The following is a 22,085-nucleotide window of genomic DNA, read 5'->3' on the forward strand; positions in this document are numbered from 1 at the left end:
ATATGCTTTTTTATTATCGTGTAAAGAATCTGAAAAACGTTTACATGATTTTTACATAACTTAACTATATTTTTACAGCAACCATACGAGGGATTTACAGTCGACTGATAAACTTTAGTTGTAAATAAGAAAGGAGCAATAAAATGAAAAAAGTATTGTTTACTCTAGGCATGATTGGAGTTCTTTTAGCCGGATGCGGCTCAGGATCAGGAAATACAGATGGCTCTGCCACACAAAATAATTCAAGTGACTCAAATGAACAGGTAAAAATCGTTGCGGTAGGTTCGACAGCATTACAGCCTTTGGTCGATGCAGCACAAGAAAGTTTTGTACAAGAAAATCCGAATTATCAAATCTCTGTACAAGGAGGAGGAAGTGGAACTGGTTTGAGCCAAGTCGAAGCTGGAGCAGTTACTATCGGAAACTCTGATGTATTTGCAGAAGAAAGAGACGGGATCGATGCCTCTAAATTAGTGGATCATAAAGTAGCAGTAGTTGGGATGGCACCAATCGTCAACAAAGATACAGGTGTCAAAGATATCACAAAACAGGAATTGATTGATATCTTTACAGGAAAAATCACTAATTGGAATGAAGTTGGCGGGAAAGATCAAAAGATCAACGTTGTGAACCGTGCAAACGGCAGCGGTACCCGTGCGACATTTGAAAAATGGGGATTAGATGGTGCCACACCTATACAGTCCCAAGAACAAGACTCATCAGGAACTGTTCGGCAGTTGGTAAGTCAAACACCAGGAGCAATCAGCTATTTGGCCTTCTCATATCTCGATGATTCCACACAAGCACTAAGTATCGACGGTGTAGAACCAAAAGAAGAGAATGTAGCAGATAACAGCTGGAAAATCTGGTCCTATGAACATATGTACACGAACGGAAAACCTTCCCCTGAAGTCCAAAAATTCTTAGACTACATGATGACAGAAGAAATCCAAGAAGGACCTGTTAAAGAATTGGGCTATTTACCAATCACAATGATGGAAGTAGAACGTGACCACGAAGGAAATATCAAATAACTAGCAGATAAATATGCTACAGTTATAGTGACAATCAAGGAAAAATCAACTATCTTTCCCCGCATATAGATTTTTCCTTTAATTGAGAAAAAGAGCGACGACATAGAACTGTCGTCGCTCTTTTTTTGCTATATGACAGGAATGAAAGGTGTATGCAAGCTTAATAGGAGGAACACTTTTCATATCTGTTCTATACTGGATAGGAGAAGTTTGTAAATATCCAGAAAACGAAATTGATCGAGGTAGCCACATGAAGAATAAATGGACAAATCGAAGTAAAAAAAAGAAAATAACACAAAAATCATCTGACAAAGTTATCCGTCTTTTTCCCTCGTACAAAGAAGGATTGACAGCAGAACAAGTCAAGGAACGAATAGAAAAAGGTGCAGCAAACGATTCAGTCGATCCCACATTCAAAACAAACCAACAAATTATATTGGAAAATATTTTTACGTATTTCAATTTGATCTTTCTTATCTTAGCCATTTTGCTTTGCCTAGTAGAATCTTATAAAAACTTGACCTTTTTACCAGTTATCATAGCCAATACAGGAATCGCTATCTTTCAGGAAATTCGATCCAAAAAAGTCTTGGATGAATTGAATGTATTGAATACAGCAAAAGTCAATGTCATAAGAGAGGGGATAGAGCAAACAGTAGATATAGAAAACCTTGTATTAGATGACATTGTTATTCTAGAGACTGGACATCAGATTCCAGCAGATGCAGAGGTCGTGGAAGGAAAACTGCAAGTCAACGAGGCTTTATTAACAGGTGAAGCAGATGAGATAACCAAAGAAATAGGTGATCCATTGATGTCCGGCAGTTTCGTTGTTTCCGGAAAAGCTTACGCCCGATTAGACAAAGTCGGAGCAGATTCGTATATTTCCCAATTGACAGTCAAAGCCAAGACAATGGGAGAAGGAGAACAGTCGGAGATGATTGCTTCTCTTAATCAATTGATCAAATGGATTGGGATCATCATTATTCCTATCGGTATTCTGCTTTTTTCTCAAAGTTACTTTTTTAATGGAAACACGATGAAAGAAAGTGTCGTCGCAATGGAAGCAGCATTGATTGGTATGATACCTGAAGGACTGTACTTGTTAACGACGATTGCATTAGCATTAAGTGCGACTAAACTAGCAAAGCAAAGAGTTCTTTTACACAATATGAAAAGCATTGAGACATTGGCAAGAGTAAATGTCCTTTGTGTAGATAAAACAGGAACGATCACAGAAAACAAAATGTCTGTCCAAAAAGTGATTGTCTCTAAAAAACAAAAAATAATCAGCCAATCAGATCAACTGGAAGAGCGCATTGCTGACTATGCAAAAGCGATGGCAGGAGACAATGCAACAATGGAAGCCGTCAAAGAATACTTTACAAAAACCACTGATCAATCCTATCACCAAGTCATTCCTTTTTCTTCTGTCCAAAAATTCAGCAGTGTAGCGTTGGGAGACAAGGTATATGTTTTAGGAGCACCCGAAATGGTTTTGCGAGATCAGTTGCCGGAATATGCGGAAGAGTTTGTTTCTTTCGCTGAAAAAGGCTATCGCGTGTTGGTCTTTGGTGTGTACGATGGGATTCTTGAAGAACCAGTATTAACGGAGGCAGTCACACCATTAGGGTATATCCTGATCGCTAATCCTATCAGAAAAGAAGCAAAAGCCACATTCAATTACTTCAAAAAACAGCAAGTAGCCATCAAAGTGATTTCTGGAGATAATCCGCTCACCGTATCTAATGTAGCTGTCCAAGCAGGGATTTCACATGCTGATCAGTACGTTGATGCGTCTAAATTATCAGAAGAAGAATATGAAGCAGCTGTCGAAAAATATACAGTTTTTGGACGCGTCAAGCCAGAACAAAAGAAAATCTTCGTTCAATTGCTAAAGCGTAACAATACAGTAGCTATGACAGGTGATGGCGTGAATGACATTCTAGCCATGAAAGAAGCAGACTGCAGTATAGCGATGGCTTCTGGCAATGAAGCCGCCATGCAGGCCTCACAAGTGGTCTTGCTTGATTCTGACTTTTCACGCATGCCGGAAGTTGTTGCAGAAGGACGGCGCGTCGTGAACAATATTGAGCGATCAGCCAGCTTGTTTTTAGTGAAGAATATTTTCTCCTTTTTGCTTTCGCTGTTTTCAGTCATCTTTGCTTTGACCTATCCTTTAGAACCATCACAGATCACATTGATTAGTTTGTTTACGATTGGACTTCCATCTTTCTTGCTTGCTCTAGAAGAAAACAAAAAGCGAATCAGAGGGAAGTTCATCATGAATGTGATGGAAAAGGCTGTGCCAGGTGGACTGACAGATATGATCGTAGTCGGTGCGTTGGTGATCTGCGGGGTGACTTTGGATCTAAATAAAACAGATGTTTCTACAGCATCTACTATGCTTTTGATTGCAGTAGGATTTCTTGTTCTCTATAAAATCTGTTCACCGCTGAATAAATTCAGAAGTCAGATCATTCTTTTCTGTGCTAGCGGTATCTTTTTTTCGGTCGTTTTTTTGCATAAACTGTTTTCAATCACCGGTATCTCAGCTGTATCGCTTTTGTTGTTGAGTATTTTATTTTTCTCGGCAGATTCGATTTTTAGGCATTTGACTACATTGGTAGAATATTTGTTTGAACGTAAAAATGAAAAAGAGCCGGAGATAATAAATAAATTGCCTCGGTTCCTTCGAGTATTCAAAAGAAATAAATGACTAATAAGATAAAAGAAGCTTAAAAATACATTAACTAAAAAATTGTATTTTCTAAGCTTCTTTCTGTATAAAAAACAAAGCAAATTTTTATCTAGAACTTATAGAAAACCAATTAAATCTTTACTTCAGGTGTCCTATAATCATTTTTGAAAGCGTTTTTACAAAAGTGGGAGGGATGCTTCAAATGAAAAATAGAAGATTGCTTCAATTTAGTTTATTTTTAGGTGTACTGTATGGGATTTTCTTATCAGTTTCTATTGATGCTTGTACGACGGTTTTAGTAGGAAAAAATGCTTCAGTAGATGGATCAACGATGATTGCTAGAAATGAAGATCTGAACACGGCTTGGTCAAAACACTTTGTTGTCAGAAAAGAAAATACGAATCCTTCACATTTTGTATCAAAAGGGAATGGATTTACCCTTGATCTTCCGAAAGAACAGCTGAAGTACACAGCGACCCCAGAATGGGATACGTCAGAAGGATTATTTGAAGAAGATGGTATCAATAGCAAGAACGTTGCAATGAGCGCTACTGAATCAGCTACGACAAAGGAAGAGATATTGAAAAAAGATCCATATACCGCGCATGGTATCGCAGAAGACTCTATGTTGACCGTGACCCTTCCTTATATTGATTCAGCAAGAGCAGGGGTAGAACGATTAGGAAAAATCGTTGCTAAGCAAGGAGCTGCGGAGACAAATGGTGTGATTTTCTCTGATAAAAATGAAATCTGGTATATGGAGATACTTAGTGGTCATCAGTGGGCAGCTGTCAAAGTTCCAGATGACTGTTATGCAGTTATTCCTAATATGTTGTCAATTGATTCATTTGATTTGAAGGACAAAGATTCTTATCTTTGTTCAGCAGATTTAGAATCTTTTTTAGAAAAGAATCAACTGATAAATACGAAACGGGATATTTCTTTAAGAGACATATTTGCAGATAAGTCAAAGGATGAAAAATACAATCTTCCTAGGATATGGGATGCACAGAGAAAACTGACACCTTCAAAGAAACAAAAAATAACAGATCGTTCATTTGAGATGTTTGTCAAACCAGATAAACCTATTTCAATTGCAGAAACAGCTTATATCATGACATTACACTTTAATGGTACTGAATATGATACCATCGAAGGGACAAAGCCAGATAAGTATCGTCCAATCTCTGTGCCGAATACGATGGAATCTCATATTCTACAGATAAGAAACAATGTACCAGAAGAAATCAGTGGTATCCATTGGTTAGCGTTGGGGATTCCTGATACAAGCAATTATATACCATTTTATAGCAATATAAGCGAGACACCCGAAGCTTATCAAAAAGGAACAGATATGCCAGATGATATTTCCGCTTACTGGACATATCGGTTGACGAACATCTTGACGAAGCCATACTATAGTGATTTTAAGAAAAATATTACTTTACCAACTCGCCAAAAAGTTCGAGACCATCTATCGAAAGAGTTAGCAAGTACAGACCAACAAGCAAGAGAATTAATAGTAAATCATCCCGAAAAATTAACGGATTATTTGAATCAAAAAACACAAAGTTTTGCTGATTATGCTATAGATGCTTATCAGAAAATGAACCAGGAGCTGATTGTAAAGATGTCAGAAAAGACAGCTACACATCATGACAAAGATCTATAACATGTGGCTCAGCGTTTTTAGCTAATAAAAAGCCTGCTTTTCAGCGTAGTAGATGATCGTTAGACATCTAAACATTGCTGCAAGCAGGCCTTATTTAATTGCTTTTCGGAATGGTAACGGTGAAAGTCGAACCTGTTCCAAGATGACTGTCTACAGTAATTGTACCATGAAGGAGTTGCACGTAGTCTTTTACAATCGCTAACCCTAGTCCGGTCCCGCCTGAATGTCGGCTTCGTGCCTTGTCTACGCGGTAAAAACGCTCAAAGATCCGTTCCTGATCCTCAATGTCGATACCTATACCAAAATCTTGGACAGAAAACGATAATTCATCTGTTGCCTGATAACGGATAATGATCTCGCTGTCGTTTTTTGAGTATTGGACAGCATTTTCAATCAGATTTTTGAGGATTGGATAAAGGATATCTGTTTTAGTAGTAAATGGTTCGTTCTTTCCAATCAATCGAATCGTCAACCGTTTCTTTTCGATGATTGGCTGATAATTTTGAACGATTTGCTGGAAATAAGGTTCTGTATAAATCGTCTGGATCTCGTAAGAATTTTCACCGTCTTTTGACAGCTGGATGATTTCCCGAATCAATTTATCTAACCGAATCGCATCTTTTTGCATGATCTCAAGAAAAGAAGTCAGAGTTTGTGGGTCATCTTTTGCACCATCCAGTAAAGTCTCGGTAAAACCAATCAGTGAAGTCACAGGAGTTTTTAATTCGTGGGAGACGTTGCCCACGAAATCCTTTTGTAGCTTTTCTAAACGTCGCACTTTCGTTAAGTCATACGCCACCCCTAGAATCTGTCCGGTACCTTCTGAATTAGTAAAGTAGCGCAAACTCAAGTCTAATGTCTGTCGTCCTTCAGCGATGGTGATCTCCTGATGGATCAGCGGATGCTCAGGAGTCACTTGGTGAATCAGCTGAATGAGTTTTGGCTCTTGGATGACTTCTGTGTATCGTTGTTCAGGTTCATAGCTTGTCACGTTTAAATGCAACTGCATCTTTGGATTAAGCAGTAGTAAACGAGAATCAGCATCATCAATCAGGAATACGCCTATCATCAGTTCATTTAATAATGTGTACAATTGTTCTTCTGTTGTAGTATACGCTCGATACATCTTACTCATTTGTTCGCTCAGCTCATTGATTGTTTGATACAATTCCTCCCATTGGTCAGGTGTCTGCATGATTACTTCTGCTTGGTTTGGATTTTGTACCATTTTTCTAAGAACAGGCAGGACAGTTTTCAAAGGCTGATTTTTTTGGTAGATCAGGTAATAAATCATTCCTGCAAGAACAAGGAAGAAAGACAGAAAGAAGAAAAAGACCCAACGGCGAAAGCTCTCCGTTCTCGGTAAAAATCCGCTTGTCGGTTCTGCGATACGTAAAATGGCTTCTAACTGGCCTCCTTTTTTAACTGGTAATGCGACGTATAAAAGATCCTCATTCAAAGTAGTACTTTTGCGCAAAGCGCTACCTAGGTTCCCACCATTCAATACAGCTTTTATTTCTGGACGAGAACTTCGCCGTTCATTCAATGTTTCATTGTTTGTGTCAAATAAGATTTTTCCAGTAGCATCCATTAAAGTGATCCGTTCGTTCGACTGATGGACGAATTCTTCCAAAGCAGTTTTGTTTTGCGCTGCTTGGAGGTTTTCGACATCTAATTGCCGGATCAGTAGTTGTGCTTTTTTTGTCAGGTAGCTTTCTTGCTGTTCGACGATCTGTTGTTGGAAATAATGGGAGATCAATTGCCAACCACCAAAAAACAAACTAATTAAAAGAATAAGAAAGAAGAGACGCTCATAAATTTTTTTCCATTTCATCGTTTTGGTTCCTGAAACTTATAGCCAAATCCTCTAACAGTCACCAAGTACTTTGGATGTTTTGGATCTCGCTCGATTTTTTCTCGCAAATGACTAACGTGTACATCTACGATACGGCTTTGTCCTGCGAAGTCAAAATTCCAAATGCGGTCTAGCAATGTGTCGCGATCGATCACACGGTCTTTTCGTTTCATGAAATAAACGAGTAATTCAAATTCTTTCGGTGTGAGTTCAATCAGATGATCGTCTACGGTGACTTGATAATTGGTCAAATCAGCAGTGATTTGTCCAATCGATAGATATTCAGGCTCAGCTTCATCTTTTGATTGCTTACGAGGTTCGATCCGTCTGAATATGGCTTTCATACGGGCTAATACTTCACGTGGACTAAATGGTTTGGTCAAATAGTCATCAGCACCTATCTCCAGACCAATGATTCGATCCACCTGATCATCTTTAGCCGTCAGCATCAAAATCGGTGTTTCATTTTTTTCTTGACGCAGCCGCTGAGTGATCTCCATGCCATCCATCGTTGGAAGCATCACATCTAAAATGATGAAATCAAATGATTGTTCTAATGCTAATTCTAATCCTTCGCCTCCATCTGCGGCACTGGTTACCTTATAGCCTTCTTTTTCCAAATTGAACGTCAAGAGCGTCACAATAGAAGGTTCATCATCAACAACTAGTATTTTTTTCATTCAAATCTCCTTTAAATAGGTTTCATTCTGTTTATATTTTAGCATAGAATCAGTACAAGGGGCTATTTTACAGAAGAAATAAATGGTATAATAGGAAGGCACTTTGCTGAATAGAAAGGAAGAGCAGTCAATGATTGGAATCAGTGCATGTTTAGGCGGTCTGGCCTGTCGCTATGATGGACAGAAAAAAGAAGTACCAGAATTGATGGAACTAGTTGAAACTGGCGAAGCCGTCATGGTCTGTCCAGAAGTAATCGGCGGATTGTCAATTCCTAGAGATCCTGCTGAAATCATTGGTGGAAATGGGTTCGATGTGTGGAAAGATCAAGCAAAAGTATGGACGACAAGCGGCGAAGATGTAACGGAAGCGTACAAAAACGGCGCGATCAAAGCCTATCAAAAATTGCAGGAAAAGCACATTGATCTAGTCATCGTGAAGGAAAAAAGCCCTTCATGCGGGACCCATTCGATTTATGATGGAAGCTTTTCCGGAATAACAAAAAATGGCGCCGGAGTGGCCACTGCTTATTTTATTCAGCAAAAAATGACTGTGCTCTCTGATGAAGAATGGCTGAAAACTAGAGGTGAGCAGAATGGAAATCGAAAAGACCAATCGAATGAACGCGCTCTTTGAATTTTATTCGACCTTATTGACAGAAAAACAAATGAACTACATGGAGTTATATTATGCAGATGATTTTTCATTAGGCGAGATCGCGGAAGAATACGAAGTAAGTCGTCAAGCAGTATATGATAATATCAAGCGGACAAGCAAGATCTTGGAGGATTATGAAAAAAAACTCCATCTCTTCTCTGATTATATTGTCCGAGAACAGATATTGGAAAAGATGACCGCATATATTACTGATAAGTATCCGGAAGATAAAAAACTGCTTGAATATGTACAGCAAATTCAAGCAATCGAAGAATAAATAAAAGGAATGAAGAAAATATGGCATTTGAAAGCTTAACTGAACGTCTCCAGCAGGCGATGGGAAAACTAAGAAAAAAAGGAAAAGTATCAGAAGCTGACGTAAAAGAAATGATGCGGGAAATCCGCCTTGCCTTACTAGAAGCCGATGTTAACTTGCAAGTAGTCAAAGACTTTACTAAACGCGTACGCGAACGTGCGGTAGGGGCAGAAGTGCTGGAAAGTTTATCACCAGCACAACAAATCGTAAAAATCGTTGATGAAGAATTAACAATCACACTTGGTTCTGAAACAGCAGAGTTAAATAAATCACCAAAAATACCAACTGTTATCATGATGGCTGGTCTACAAGGGGCAGGTAAAACAACTTTTACCGGTAAATTAGCGAATTATTTAAAGAAAAATGAAAATGCTCGTCCGCTCCTAATCGCAGGGGACGTATATCGGCCAGCAGCGATCGACCAATTGAAAGTATTAGGTCAACAGCTAGATGTTCCTGTATTTGATATGGGAACAGAAGTCAGCCCAGTAGAAATCGTTCGTCAAGGGATGGAGCTAGCAAGAGAAAAGAAAAACGACTATGTATTGATCGATACGGCAGGACGTCTACACATCGATGAAACATTGATGGATGAGTTGAAACAAATCAAAGAATTAACTCAACCAAATGAGATCTTGCTGGTTGTCGATGCCATGACTGGTCAAGATGCCGTCAATGTAGCTGACAGCTTCAATCAGCAATTAGGGATTACTGGAGTAGTCATCACTAAACTTGATGGGGATACTCGAGGCGGGGCAGCATTATCGATCCGCTCAGTGACAGGCGCACCAATCAAATTCATCGGTTCTGGTGAAAAATTGACTGACTTAGAAGTATTCCACCCAGATCGTATGGCTAGCCGTATCCTTGGTATGGGGGACATGCTGACACTGATTGAAAAAGCGCAGCAAGACTATGATGAGAAAAAAGCGGAAGAACTTGCACAGAAGATGCGGGAAAACTCATTTGATTTCAATGACTTTATTGAACAACTCGATCAAGTGATGGGGATGGGCCCACTGGAAGATCTAATCAAAATGATCCCAGGAATGAATCAAGTCCCTGGAATCGAAAACGTCAAGGTAGATCCAAAAGATGTTGAACGCAAAAAGGCGATGGTTTATTCTATGACACCAGCAGAAAGAGCAAATCCTGATCTGTTGAATCCAAGCCGTCGTCGCCGAATTGCTGCTGGTTCTGGAAACAGTGTGGTTGAAGTAAACCGAATGATCAAGCAATTCAAGGAATCAAGAAAAATGATGCAACAAATGTCCAAAGGGGATATGAACATCCCAGGTATGGACCAAATGTTTGGATCAGGCGTCAAAGGGAAACTAGGCAAAATGGCGATGAATCGAATGATCAAGAAAAATAAGAAGAAAAAGAAAAAACGGAAATAAGATAAAAAAACAGCTTCGGTACAGACTGAAAATGTCTATTGCCGGAGCTTTTCTATCAGCAATTTTTATTCTTTACTGATACAATTACTCTAAACAAAGAGGTGGCACAAATGAGATGTCCGTGGAGTGAACAGACAGAAAATATGCAGCAATATCATGATACTGTCTGGGGTGTTCCTGAATATGATGACCAAAAGCTGTTCCGAAAATTGATGCTCGACATCAATCAGGCAGGATTGAGTTGGCAGACGATTTTAAATAAAAGTGAAGCATTCGATAAAGCATATGATCAATTCGATATCCAAAAAGTCGCAAATTATGGAGAAGCAAAAATGAGCGAACTAATGGAAAACAAAGGAATTATTCGGAATCGCAGAAAAATCGAAGCTGCTGTCCAAAACGCTAAAGCAGTCTTGAAGATTCAAGAAGAATTCGGCAGTTTTTCTGAGTATCTTTGGTCGTTTTCTAATGGAAAAATCGTTGATTCTTCTTATCATTCACAAGAAGAAGTCCCGACAACAAGTTCTCTTTCAGATGAATTAGCAAAGGATCTAAAGAAAAGAGGATTTAAGTTTATCGGAAGTACAACAATCTATGCTTTTTTAGAAGCAGTCGGGATCATCAATGATCACCTTGACAGTTGTTTCCGCAAAGAAGAGGTCGTACGTATCGGCAAAAAATAAAGAAAGGACGAATAAAGCATGCGAAAAATCATATTTTATGGCGCTGTAAGTTTAGATGGTTATTTGGCAACGAAAACGGATGATCTTCAATGGCTTTTTGACACTCCGACAGGTGAGCAAACCACTTATGAAGCTTTTTATGAAACAATCGATACGACCATCATGGGCAGGAAAACTTATCAGGAAGCAAAAAAATATTTGGAAACCGAAGCAATTTATCCAGAGAAAAAGAATTTCGTTTTTTCAACCAATGCACAATTACAATTGCCAGATGCTGAGGTCGTACACGAAGAGCCTGTTGCTTTTCTAAAAAATCTACAAATGACAGAAGGAAAAGATATCTGGGTTGTGGGTGGAGGTCGATTGATCAAACCGTTAGTAGAACATCAAATGATTGATGAATGGTATATCCAGATTGCCCCTGTATTATTAGGGGACGGAATCCCTTTATTCCAAAAAGGAACCTATGAAGCACGTTTTGAATTGCTAGATACGACACGATTCGGTGAATTTATCGAATTGCATTATATACGAAAGTAGAAACAAAAAAAACAAAAAAGACAACTATATGCAGAAGTGTCCTGTACATAGTTGCCTTTTTATTACTGTTCTAATTTTATTCTGCTAATTTGTTAGAAAAATCTAGATATGCATCTAAAATCGTTTGGAAGAAACTTAATGTTCCTTCAACGATATTGCCGTTTTCATCAATTAGATTCGCAACGTTTCCGATATATGCTTCCGGTTGTTGCAAGGTTGGCACATTCAAAAAGACAAGTGATTGGCGTAGATGGTGGTTTGCGCCAAAGCCGCCAATCCCACCTGGTGATGCAGTAACGACTAAACCTGGTTTATGATCCCAAACACTGTGTCCATAAGGTCTTGAGCCTACATCTAAAGCATTTTTCAATACTGCTGGCACAGAGCGGTTGTATTCAGGAGTAACGAAAACGACACCGTCTAATCCGCTCACTTCCTCACGAAAACGAGTCCATTCAGCAGGAGCTTTTTCTGGGGTTTCAAGATCCTCATTGTAAAATGGCAGATCATCGAATTTTACAAATACACTTTCGTACCCTTCAGGAAGCAATTTCGCAAAAGCTTCTGCTACTTTTTTGTTGTAAGAATCTTTTCTTAAACTACCAATAAAAAATCCAATTTTTTTTGTCATACGATTTTTCCTCCTTCAAACTATCTATAATAATCTTACAAAAAATAAGTAACTGGAGCAAATAAAAACACTTACTGGCAAAAGTTTCGTTTTAGTTGACAAATGATCGCGAAGTATCGTTAGTCTCCATTGCCAACCCTCTTAGAAAGTCTATATAATGAAGAAAAAGGAGGGATAAGATGGAAGAATTATCATTATCGAAAAATGTAGCAAATTTACGAAAGGAAAAAGGCGTGACTCAAGAAACTCTAGCCGAATTCATAGGTGTGACAAAAGCTTCTGTTTCCAAATGGGAGACAGGCCAAAGTATGCCTGATGTACTCATATTGCCTAAATTAGCCAGTTTTTTTGATGTGTCTGTTGATGAACTGCTCGGCTATCATCCTCAATTGACGAAAGAGCAAATCAGACACTTTTATCAGCAGTGGACCACCGCTTTTTCTAAAGAGCCCTTTGAATATGTGATGGAGGACTGTAGAAAAGCGGTCAAACAATATTACTCATGTTATCCTTTTCTTCTACAAGTAGTCGTTTTGTGGTTGAATCATTTTATGCTAACAAAGGATCTGGAGGAACAACAAGCAATTCTGTCTGAAGCAGAAGCGTTATGTACGAAAATCGTTGAAGAATCAGCAGAATTATCTCTATGCAATAATGCTTCTTTGTTAAAAGTAGCGGTCATGCTCCAGTTAGGCAAACCAGAAGAAGCTTTATCTGAAATCGAAGAAAAAGCGGATCCTTATCGTTTTGCCCAGCAAAGCGACACCTTGCTTATCCAAGCGTACCGAGCCGCTGGTCAAACAAAAAAAGCGGTAAGCTATACTCAATTCAGCATGTTTTCTCATTTAATCAATCTCGTATCTTCAGCCACTCATTATCTATTGATCCAAATCATTCAATTACCGGTTATAGAAGAAACTGTCAATAGAATAGATGCTGTGATCCAAGCATTCAACCTGACGGCGGTCCATCCCAACAGTTGTGCTCAATTTTCTTACGCTGCAGCCTGTGCTTATGCGAAACATGAAAAAGAAGAACAAGTAATAAAGTGCTTAAAACAGTTTGTGGATTTGACACTTATACTTTTAAGCGAGGAAGGCAGGATCCTTCATGGTGATAGGTATTTTGATGAGATAACTGAGATATTTGAAGGAGCAGATCTTGGGGTACAGCAAATAAGAGACACGAAATTCATCAGGGAAGGGGCATTGAGTGCATTAGAAAATCCGATTTTTCAACAGATTGAGAAATCAAAAATTGAAAAACTAAAAAAGCGATTGGCAGGCGAGTAATATGGGCATCAAAGAATTTCTTCCGTTTTTAATTCCTTTAATCATTGTACAGTTTGGATTACTTATTTATGTACTTCATCATATCTTTACACATTCTGCATATAAACATGGAAATCGAATGATATGGGTGATTATTGTTATTGTTGGTATGCAGTTCATCGGTCCTGTCCTTTATTTGATTTTTGGCAAGGAGGATGCGTAGTGGCTATCTTGACACTTGAAAAAGTCTCAAAGTCTTTTGGTACAAACAAATTGCTGGATGATTTATCTTTTTCTGTAGAAGAACAGACGATTTTTGGTTTCATCGGTAAAAACGGTGCTGGAAAAACGACAACTATGAAACTGATCTTAGGTCTTATCAAAAAAGACAGCGGAACGATCCGAGTGAACGGAAAAGAAGTAGAGTACGGACAAACAACGACCAATCAAGAAATCGGCTATTTAGCTGATGTACCGGTTTTTTATGATTATATGACCGCTTCTGAGTATTTGATCTTTTGCGGCGAACTCACAGGAATGCCTAAACAGCGGATAAAGGAAAAAATCAGTGAACTGTTGTCACTTGTCGGTCTGTCGAATGAAAAGAAGCGGATCAAAAAATTTTCCAGAGGGATGCGACAACGTTTAGGGATTGCTCAAGCATTGTTGAACGAGCCCAAGTTACTCATTTGCGATGAACCAACTTCTGCTCTTGATCCTGTGGGTCGAAAAGAAATATTAGATATCTTATCATCTGTGAAAGAGCAAACGACGATTTTATTTTCAACTCATATTTTATCTGATGTGGTGCGTATCTGTGACAAAGTTGCTTTTTTGGATAATGGAAAAATCGTGTTGTCTGGATCAGTGGACGAATTGAAAAAGCAAACAAATGCTAGTGGATTTGAGATCGTATTTTTTTCCAAAAAAGAGCGCGAACAATTTGAAGAGCTTTTACCTGGAGGGATGATCCGAAGTGAACTGCGTATAGCTTATCCACAAAAAAGTAAAGAAGAAATGCTTTTTGCTATGGATTTGCTAGCCAAATACCAATTGCCAGTCCAATCGGTCCAGATGGAAGAACCTACGCTAGAAAAACTCTTTTTGGAGGTCGTTCAATCATGAGACAACTCATTGCCTTCGCCAAAAAGGAGCTAAAGGAAAACTGGCGTACTGGAAAAATCATCACGCTAAGTGCGCTCACAGTGATTTTCGGTATAATGAATCCATTGCTAGCTAAATTGACTCCTTATTTAGTGCAAGCTATGTCAACAACTCTGGCAGAGTCAGGGATTTCTGTTCAGAAGATTACAGTTGATGCAACGACTTCATGGACACAATTTTATAAAAATATTCCGATGTTGCTGATTTTTTTCCTTCTTTTATTCAGTGGGATATTGACAAGCGAATACCAAAACGGAACAATCATCAACTTGCTGACAAAAGGGATGAAGCGCTGGAAGATATTTCTGTCGAAATGGATCATGGGTATACTATTTTGGAGTGTCAGCTATTGGTGCTGTTATAGTATTACGCTAGCATACACGATTTATTATTGGGACCAGTCGATTATCACCCATCCTTTATTTATCAGTTTTACTTATTATTTTTTTGGTTGTTGGCTTTATTCATTGATTTTATTTTATTCAGCTTTTCTTTCTTCCAATTATGCGGTTCTGTTGGCTAGTGGGGGAACGGTCATTCTGAGTTATGGTGCTGGGTTGTTCTCTAAAGTAGCAGAATATGTACCGACTTATTTGATTTCTTCCTCAAATTTTCTTGCGAAAGAAATCCACCTTGCAGATTATACTCGGTCATTAGCAGTGACATGTTGTTCTATCGTCATATCCATCGTAGCTGGGTGGCTTGTTTTTAACAAAAAAGAAGTCTAAAATCTGCTATTTCCTAAAAAAAAATCGAATTTAATCAAGCTGTAAAGAAAAAAAGCTTTACAGGGTAAAAAAAAACTGTTACACTACATCTTGTGAATAAAACAATGGAGGTGGAAATAAATAATGGCAGTTAAAATCCGTTTAAAACGTATGGGTTCTAAAAAGAGTCCTTTTTACCGTATCGTCGTAGCTGATTCACGTTCTCCTCGTGATGGACGTTTCATCGAAACTGTAGGTACTTACAATCCTTTGAAAGACCCTGCAGAAGTAGTTTTAAAAGAAGACTTAGTTCTTGACTGGTTATCAAAAGGTGCACAACCTTCTGACACTGTACGTAACATCCTTTCAAAAGAAGGCGTTATGCAAAAACACCACGAAGCTAAATTCTCAAAGAAATAAGGTGACCGGATATGAAAGATTTAAGCGACTTAGTCTTAACAATCGTTCGTCCGCTAGTCACTTATCCTGATCAAGTCAAGTTAGAGGTCGTAGAGTCGAAAGATTTTTACGAGTACAACCTAACAGTGGCACCTGAAGATATTGGCCGTATCATCGGAAAACAAGGGCGTGTGGCCAAAGCAATCCGCACGATCGTTTACGGTGTTCGGATCAATGCACCAAAAAAAGTGCGTTTGAATATCATCGATGATAAGGAAAAGTAAATAAACGTGCTGTACTCGAATTTCCGAGTACAGCTTTTTTGTTTTTTTATTAATTGAAGAAATGATTATTTGGCAAAAGAAGTAAGAAAGCGTATCCTTATAATAGGAGGGAGTGAACAGATAATGAGAAATACTATGTTATTTATTCCGTTTGTCTTATTGTTAAGCGCCTGCAGTTTGATTACTGAAAGATCAGACAATACGCAACCATCAAGCAGTACATCTGAAACTGTTGCAAGTACAGAAAAAAGTAATACTAAAACGGCTTCATCTACTGAACAAACAAGGACTACCTCAAATAATGAGGAAAAGCCTGCTTTAAACCAATTGAAAGAACAACAACCAAACGTGCCCATGCCTTTAGATGTACCGATTTCTTCTGGCTATCTCAATGTCGCAGCGGCACAAACAAAGCAAGGCTATTCTATTTTATATTACGGATCAGATCGTCCCCTCAGGTTGAATGCTGACGAATTGAATCAAGAAACGCCTATTGCAACTTATCTCTATCAATATGGATTTGCTTCTAGTCAAGAAACGATCCAAGTCTTGCAGCCATTTGAGATCGATACAAATGGGCAGCAAATGGATTTAGGTCATCAAATCACGGGGTATCAGCAAGGAGCAGCAGGTTCAAGCTACCTTGAATGGCAAGAAGGAAATTGGCGTATTCGGATCCGTGGGAATAATATAGATGGTCAAGAACCCTTGCCGTTAGCTAAAGAAATCGTAGCCTATTTGGAAGAAAACAGGCTGCCAGTACCTGAACAATTTGGTAAGATAACTATTGATATGGGAGATACGACGAATCGAGCCGTAGAAGTAAGTTGGCAAGAACCGAAAAATGTCTATACGATCACTCGTCAAGACCCTATAGCTGCATTGAAGATGGCAGTTTCTATGAAGAAGCCATGACAGAAGTGCTCAGCTCCAAGAAATAAGAAGTCATCAAAAACAGCAAGCCACAGTTTTGCATAAATTTGGCTTAATACCCTAAAAGAAAACTAGAATTGCCTCTCCGCACATGCTAAAATAAAACAGACAAAAAAGAAATGGGGATATAAGTTGACTGAATACTTGAATGTAGGAAAAATCGTAAACACACAAGGTATCAAAGGTGAAGTCCGTGTGATCTCAACAACGGATTTCCCAGAAGAACGTTACAAAAAAGGGACGGTGCTGACATTATTCCAAGATGGAAAAGCACCTGTGGAATTAACAGTCAAAAGTCATCGCAAACATAAAAATTTTGACTTATTGAGTTTTGAAGGTCATCCTTCGATCAATGATGTGGAAAAATATCGGGATGGCATATTGAAAGTGTCAAAAGACAACTCTGTAGATCTAGATGAAAATGAATTCTATTACCACGAGATCATCGGTCTGCGTGTGGTGGAAGAAGATGGAACGGAACTAGGTAAAGTAAAAGAAATCTTGTCACCAGGCGCTAATGATGTTTGGGTCGTTCAACGTCCGAAAAAGGCTGATATCTTGCTTCCATATATCGCTTCTGTCGTCAAAGAAGTTGATTTAGAAGCTGGAGTGATCCGTGTAGAAATCCCAGAAGGACTGATTGACGATGAAGATTGATGTATTGACTTTATTTCCACGAATGTTTGAAGGTCCTATGGGTGAATCCATCATCGGCAAGGCTGTAGATAAAGGTTTATTAGACATCAATATCTCTAACTTCCGCGACTATTCAGATAATAAACATCAGACAGTAGACGACTATCCATATGGCGGAGGAGCAGGTATGTTGCTTAAAGTCCAACCAATCTATGATAATATCCAAGCAATTGAACAAGCTGCACCTGATGTCAAGAAACGAGTCATCCTTCTTGATCCAGCTGGTAAACGATTCGATCAGAAAATGGCAGAAGAATTTTCACAAGAAGAACACCTGGTATTCATTTGTGGTCACTACGAGGGGTATGATGAACGTATCCGCACATTAGTGACAGATGAAGTTTCCTTAGGGGATTATGTCCTTACTGGGGGAGAATTAGGTGCAATGGTCATGATCGATGCAACAGTTCGGCTGTTGCCAGATGTGTTAGGCAATCAGACTTCTGCCCAAACCGATTCTTATTCAACTGGTCTATTAGAACATCCCCAATATACTCGTCCAGCAGAATATAAAGGGATGAAAGTACCAGAAGTATTGACAAATGGAAATCATAAATTGATTGAAGAATGGCAATTAAAAGAGTCGCTAAGAAGAACCTATCAACGCCGACCTGATCTCTTGGAAACACTTGAATGGACGCCTCAAATGACGAAATTTTTAGAAGAAATCAAGAAAGAAGAGCAAAAAAAAACATCAGATGTAGCCAAGTAACTTTTTCTAAAATTTCCTTTACAGTAGATTGATAGTATGTTAGTATTTTATGGTGAGTGCACAAGCACTTAACTATTACGATATTCCGCTGTGAGATAAGCTCATAAGAATATTTGGAATAAGGAGAAGAAAACCATGAATCCATTAATCGAAGAATTAACAAAAGACCAATTGCGTTCTGACATCCCAGCGTTCCGCCCTGGTGACACTGTGCGTGTTCACGCAAAAGTTGTCGAAGGTACTCGTGAACGTATCCAGTTATTTGAAGGTGTTGTTATTAAACGCCGCGGTGCTGGAATCAGCGAAACTTATACAGTACGTAAAGTTTCTAACGGAGTGGGCGTTGAGCGTACATTCCCATTGCACACACCACGTGTTGCAAAAATCGAAGTAGTTCGCTACGGTAAAGTACGTCGTGCAAAATTGTACTACCTACGTGCATTACACGGAAAAGCTGCTCGTATCAAAGAAATCCGTCGTTAATCATTGTTATCAGACAGAGAAAGAACCCTTGGTATTCAAGGGTTCTTTTTTTGTTCTTATCATGTAATGCAATATTCTTGATTCAGTATTTTTTAATTACTCGACTGGGCGAATAACTTATTAGGATGAGTCTATCGACAAATATTAGTAAAAAAAAGAACTATATGATAATATCTTTCTTGAGAGTAACCGCTTTAACAAAAAAATCAGAATATTCTAATATAAATGGAGTATTCTTAGAATCAAAAGGAGAAAGAAGATGATTTATACTTATACGGAGCAAGAGAAAATGAAAGTTTTGGAGACATTTATGAAGGATGGAAAAGTAAAACAAGTACCAAGCGCAACAAAAAAGAAATACATCCTGCTGAAAGAAGTCTTGAAACGATTCGAACATGGAGTAATCTATACAGAAACAGAAGTCAATTCGATATTGATGGACGTATTTTCTAGTGCTGATTATGTCGAACAAAGGCGTTACCTAATCACATTCGGTTTTTTCAAAAGAAGTTCGGATGGTCGAGCGTATCAGTTGATGGGAAATGAAAATTAGAAGTTTTGATGTATACTAATTGAAAAAAATTCAAGTATGGGGCGTAGAACCAATGTCGCATACTTGAATTTTTTTTTGTCATCTTGTGAAATTGGTTGAAACTTTCAACCAAGAATGACAGTTTTTTATGTAAAAACTGTCATTCTTTTTCATTTTTTGAAACATATGGCTAAACAAATGAAATAAAACGTGCTATACTTCTGAATGAAACAGGTTTAGAAACTGTATCACTTGTTTGTGATTATTTCTAACTAATAATTAAAATAAAGCATAAAAAGGACGATGTTCAATGGCTGAAAAAATGAAACAAGGTTCGAAATCTGTAGTAGAAAGTTTGATCAATCATCACGTTGATTATGTATTCGGTATACCAGGCGCAAAAATCGATGGTGTATTTAATGAATTAGAGGATCATGGTCCTGAATTAATCGTAACTCGTCACGAACAAAATGCTGCATTTATGGCACAAGCAATCGGACGTATCACAGGAGAACCCGGGGTTGTTATCGCAACAAGTGGTCCAGGTGCTAGTAACTTAGCTACAGGTTTGGTAACAGCGACAGCAGAAGGAGACCCAGTTTTAGCAATTGCCGGACAAGTAAAACGAAGCGATCTATTGAAGTTGACCCATCAAAGCATGGATAATGCAGCGCTGTTCCAGCCAATCACAAAATACAGTGCAGAAATCCAAGATCCGGAAACAATTTCAGAAGTGATTGCCAATGCTTATCGTATGGCTAAGAGCTCAAAAAAAGGAGCGAGTTTTATCAGTATTCCTCAAGACGTAGTGGATGCGCCAGTTCAAGGTAATATCATCAAGCCATTGAGTGATCCTAAATTAGGTTCTGCTTCTGCAGATGATATCCGTTACTTAGCCGAACGCATCAGGGAAGCAAAACTACCGGTATTATTAGTAGGTATGCGGGGATCAAGCGAAAAAGAAACATTAGCTATCCGACAATTAGTTGAAAAGACAGCATTGCCTGTTGTAGAGACATTCCAAGCAGCAGGAGTGATCTCACGTGAATTAGAAGCGCATTTCTTTGGTCGTGTGGGATTGTTTAGAAACCAACCAGGCGATATGCTTTTGAAACGAAGCGACCTAGTCATCGCAATTGGCTATGATCCAATCGAATATGAAGCAAGAAACTGGAACGCAGAAAAAGATGCGCGGATCATTGTGATCGATGAAGCACCAGCTGAAATCGATCCGTTTATGCAGCCTGAAAGAGAGTTGATTGGCGATATCTCAGCTACTCTTGATTTATTGACAGGTTCATTAGAGCCTCAACAAGTGTCAGAAGATGCGAAAGAATATTTAGCTTCTCTTCAAGCAAAACTAACGGAGCGGGATATTGTCCAATCAAAAGGAGAAGCAGGTATTTTGCATCCTTTAGAAGTCATCAACACACTTCAATCAAAAGTAACAGATGATATGACCGTTACTGTAGATGTAGGGAGTCATTATATTTGGATGGCACGCCACTTTAGAAGTTATGAACCCCGACATCTGTTATTCAGTAATGGTATGCAAACGCTTGGTGTAGCATTACCATGGGCAATTTCTGCTGCACTGGTACGTCCAAATACACAAATCGTATCAGTTTCCGGAGATGGCGGATTTTTATTCTCTGCCCAAGATTTAGAAACGGCCGTACGTAAAAAATTGAATATCGTTCATTTGATTTGGAATGATGGACGCTACAATATGGTAGAGTTTCAAGAAAAAATGAAATATCAACGGGCGTCAGGTGTAGACTTTGGTCCAGTTGATTTTGTGAAATATGCAGAAGCTTTTGGTGCTAAAGGGATCCGAGCTACAAGTGTAGAGGAATTAGAAAAAGCTTTAGAAGAAGGTTTTGCGACAGAAGGACCCGTAATTATTGATATTCCGATCGATTACCGTGATAATGAGAAATTGGGAGAAACAATCTTACCAGATCAATTCTATTAAGGAAGTGGCGACATGACTGAAAAAATCTTATACCAGCACGGGACATTAGGAGCTTTGATGGCCGGCTTGATGGATGGAACAGAAACGATTGCTCATATATTGGAAAAAGGAACTCTGGGATTGGGAACATTGCATGGACTTGATGGTGAAGTCATCTTTTTAGATGGCGTAGCTTATCAAGGAAGATCAGATGGCTCAGTTGTCCAATTAGATGGAAGTGAACTTACCCCCTATGCAGCAATTACAGATTTTACGCCAGATACTAGTTTTTCTGTTTCAGAATCTGCAGATGGAGAACAATTGAAAAAAGACATCTTAGTAAAAGAAGATGGGGAAAATCTATTTTTAGCAGTGAAGATAACTGGATTATTCAAAAACATGCATATCCGTATCATGCCGAAACAAGAAAAGCCTTATCGAAGACTAGCAAAAATTTCAGAGTCTCAACCAGAATTCCAACAAAGCAACATTCATGGAACATTAGTTGGGTTCTTTACGCCTGAATTATTCCAAGGAGTTGCTGCAGCGGGATTTCATCTGCATTTTATCGATGATACACATACATTTGGTGGACATGTAATGGATTTTGAAGTAACTGAAGGAAATGTGGAAATCAGCCGCATCTCGTCCCTTGTACAGCACTTTCCAGTTGATGATCCGACTTTTGTTCATGAAACGATTGATTATGCTGATTTAGCAGCAGAAATCCAACAAGCAGAATAGAAAAAGACAGCGAGATGCGTTCAAGGTGATCAACCTGAC

Annotated in this window: 24 protein-coding genes; 21 read left to right on the forward strand and 3 right to left on the reverse strand. The window is 38.7% G+C overall.

Annotated features, from left to right (window positions below; genetic code table 11):
- Window positions 1–143 precede the first annotated feature (143 nt).
- The 3 genes from AC1F25_RS02155 (at window position 144) to AC1F25_RS02165 (ending at window position 5,407) form a co-directional block, all read left to right on the forward strand.
- Window positions 144–1,034: a phosphate ABC transporter substrate-binding protein PstS family protein gene (locus AC1F25_RS02155; protein WP_002313557.1), complete on the forward strand. Its 891-nt coding sequence runs from the start codon at window positions 144–146 to the stop codon at window positions 1,032–1,034.
- A 250-nt stretch (window positions 1,035–1,284) separates the two neighbouring features.
- Window positions 1,285–3,753, forward strand: a complete 2,469-nt coding sequence (locus AC1F25_RS02160; RefSeq protein WP_002308713.1) for a cation-translocating P-type ATPase — start codon at window positions 1,285–1,287, stop codon at window positions 3,751–3,753.
- A gap of 184 nt (window positions 3,754–3,937) precedes the next feature.
- Entirely contained in the window at window positions 3,938–5,407 is a 1,470-nt protein-coding gene (locus tag AC1F25_RS02165; RefSeq protein WP_002320322.1) for a C69 family dipeptidase, read from the forward strand.
- A gap of 94 nt (window positions 5,408–5,501) precedes the next feature.
- Here the strand turns inward: AC1F25_RS02165 and AC1F25_RS02170 are convergent, their stop codons facing one another.
- Together AC1F25_RS02170 and AC1F25_RS02175 are read right to left on the reverse strand one after the other, a co-directional pair.
- Entirely contained in the window at window positions 5,502–7,241 is a 1,740-nt protein-coding gene (locus AC1F25_RS02170; protein WP_002308716.1) for an ATP-binding protein, read from the reverse strand.
- On the reverse strand, window positions 7,238–7,942 hold the full coding sequence (locus AC1F25_RS02175) for a response regulator transcription factor (RefSeq protein WP_002291606.1): 705 nt from the start codon (window positions 7,940–7,942) through the stop codon (window positions 7,238–7,240). The genes AC1F25_RS02170 and AC1F25_RS02175 overlap by 4 nt, the downstream gene beginning before the upstream one ends.
- Before the next feature lie 130 nt (window positions 7,943–8,072).
- On the opposite strand from AC1F25_RS02175, the gene AC1F25_RS02180 reads away from it, so the two are divergent.
- From AC1F25_RS02180 to AC1F25_RS02200, 5 genes are all read left to right on the forward strand, one after another.
- On the forward strand, window positions 8,073–8,576 hold the full coding sequence (locus tag AC1F25_RS02180) for a 2-thiouracil desulfurase family protein (RefSeq protein WP_002313561.1): 504 nt from the start codon (window positions 8,073–8,075) through the stop codon (window positions 8,574–8,576).
- The gene (locus tag AC1F25_RS02185) at window positions 8,536–8,874 is read left to right on the forward strand and encodes a putative DNA-binding protein (protein ID WP_002291603.1); all 339 of its coding nucleotides are present in this window, start codon (window positions 8,536–8,538) and stop codon (window positions 8,872–8,874) included. The genes AC1F25_RS02180 and AC1F25_RS02185 overlap by 41 nt, the downstream gene beginning before the upstream one ends.
- A 20-nt stretch (window positions 8,875–8,894) precedes the next feature.
- Entirely contained in the window at window positions 8,895–10,313 is a 1,419-nt protein-coding gene (gene ffh / locus AC1F25_RS02190) for a signal recognition particle protein (RefSeq protein WP_002291602.1), read from the forward strand.
- A gap of 110 nt (window positions 10,314–10,423) precedes the next feature.
- A complete protein-coding gene (locus AC1F25_RS02195) occupies window positions 10,424–10,996 on the forward strand; it encodes a DNA-3-methyladenine glycosylase I (protein WP_002313562.1) in 573 nt (190 codons plus the stop codon).
- Between the two features lie 18 nt (window positions 10,997–11,014).
- On the forward strand, window positions 11,015–11,536 hold the full coding sequence (locus tag AC1F25_RS02200; protein ID WP_002308721.1) for a dihydrofolate reductase family protein: 522 nt from the start codon (window positions 11,015–11,017) through the stop codon (window positions 11,534–11,536).
- Window positions 11,537–11,612: 76 nt separating this feature from the next.
- Here AC1F25_RS02200 and AC1F25_RS02205 read toward each other — a convergent pair whose 3' ends face one another.
- Window positions 11,613–12,167 carry an NADPH-dependent FMN reductase gene (locus AC1F25_RS02205; RefSeq protein WP_002290264.1) on the reverse strand — a complete coding sequence of 185 codons (555 nt, stop codon included), beginning with the start codon at window positions 12,165–12,167 and terminating at the stop codon, window positions 11,613–11,615.
- A gap of 179 nt (window positions 12,168–12,346) precedes the next feature.
- Here AC1F25_RS02205 and AC1F25_RS02210 point away from each other — a divergent pair, with 179 nt between their 5' ends.
- The 13 genes from AC1F25_RS02210 to budA all read left to right on the forward strand — a co-directional run bounded on the left by AC1F25_RS02210 (window position 12,347) and on the right by budA (window position 22,046).
- Window positions 12,347–13,459 carry a helix-turn-helix domain-containing protein gene (locus AC1F25_RS02210; RefSeq protein WP_479994209.1) on the forward strand — a complete coding sequence of 371 codons (1,113 nt, stop codon included), beginning with the start codon at window positions 12,347–12,349 and terminating at the stop codon, window positions 13,457–13,459.
- Window position 13,460: 1 nt separating this feature from the next.
- The gene (locus AC1F25_RS02215; RefSeq protein WP_002306273.1) at window positions 13,461–13,661 is read left to right on the forward strand and encodes a PLDc N-terminal domain-containing protein; all 201 of its coding nucleotides are present in this window, start codon (window positions 13,461–13,463) and stop codon (window positions 13,659–13,661) included.
- Complete coding sequence (locus AC1F25_RS02220; protein WP_002313564.1) at window positions 13,661–14,563, forward strand: ABC transporter ATP-binding protein; 903 nt, start codon at window positions 13,661–13,663, stop codon at window positions 14,561–14,563. Before AC1F25_RS02215 ends, AC1F25_RS02220 begins: the two co-directional genes overlap by 1 nt.
- The gene (locus AC1F25_RS02225; RefSeq protein WP_002308727.1) at window positions 14,560–15,330 is read left to right on the forward strand and encodes an ABC transporter permease subunit; all 771 of its coding nucleotides are present in this window, start codon (window positions 14,560–14,562) and stop codon (window positions 15,328–15,330) included. Before AC1F25_RS02220 ends, AC1F25_RS02225 begins: the two co-directional genes overlap by 4 nt.
- Before the next feature lie 123 nt (window positions 15,331–15,453).
- A complete protein-coding gene (gene rpsP, locus AC1F25_RS02230; RefSeq protein ID WP_002290274.1) occupies window positions 15,454–15,729 on the forward strand; it encodes a 30S ribosomal protein S16 in 276 nt (91 codons plus the stop codon).
- Window positions 15,730–15,740: 11 nt separating this feature from the next.
- A complete protein-coding gene (locus tag AC1F25_RS02235) occupies window positions 15,741–15,992 on the forward strand; it encodes a KH domain-containing protein (RefSeq protein ID WP_002308728.1) in 252 nt (83 codons plus the stop codon).
- 123 nt (window positions 15,993–16,115) lie between these two features.
- Complete coding sequence (locus tag AC1F25_RS02240) at window positions 16,116–16,907, forward strand: hypothetical protein (protein WP_002334807.1); 792 nt, start codon at window positions 16,116–16,118, stop codon at window positions 16,905–16,907.
- Between the two features lie 150 nt (window positions 16,908–17,057).
- A complete protein-coding gene (rimM, locus tag AC1F25_RS02245; protein ID WP_081185933.1) occupies window positions 17,058–17,582 on the forward strand; it encodes a ribosome maturation factor RimM in 525 nt (174 codons plus the stop codon).
- Window positions 17,572–18,333 (forward strand): tRNA (guanosine(37)-N1)-methyltransferase TrmD, encoded by a 762-nt coding sequence (trmD, locus tag AC1F25_RS02250; protein ID WP_081185931.1) that lies wholly within the window; start codon window positions 17,572–17,574, stop codon window positions 18,331–18,333. The genes rimM and trmD overlap by 11 nt, the downstream gene beginning before the upstream one ends.
- 135 nt (window positions 18,334–18,468) lie before the next feature.
- A complete protein-coding gene (gene rplS / locus AC1F25_RS02255) occupies window positions 18,469–18,816 on the forward strand; it encodes a 50S ribosomal protein L19 (protein ID WP_002290284.1) in 348 nt (115 codons plus the stop codon).
- Window positions 18,817–19,075: 259 nt separating this feature from the next.
- A complete protein-coding gene (locus tag AC1F25_RS02260; RefSeq protein ID WP_002335881.1) occupies window positions 19,076–19,369 on the forward strand; it encodes a DUF2087 domain-containing protein in 294 nt (97 codons plus the stop codon).
- A gap of 289 nt (window positions 19,370–19,658) precedes the next feature.
- Window positions 19,659–21,323, forward strand: a complete 1,665-nt coding sequence (gene alsS / locus AC1F25_RS02265; RefSeq protein ID WP_002336495.1) for an acetolactate synthase AlsS — start codon at window positions 19,659–19,661, stop codon at window positions 21,321–21,323.
- A gap of 12 nt (window positions 21,324–21,335) precedes the next feature.
- Window positions 21,336–22,046, forward strand: a complete 711-nt coding sequence (budA, locus tag AC1F25_RS02270) for an acetolactate decarboxylase (RefSeq protein ID WP_002313570.1) — start codon at window positions 21,336–21,338, stop codon at window positions 22,044–22,046.
- The last annotated feature ends 39 nt before the right edge of the window (window positions 22,047–22,085 follow it).

The sequence above is a fragment of the Enterococcus sp. M-BR2 genome, assembly GCF_056612775.1.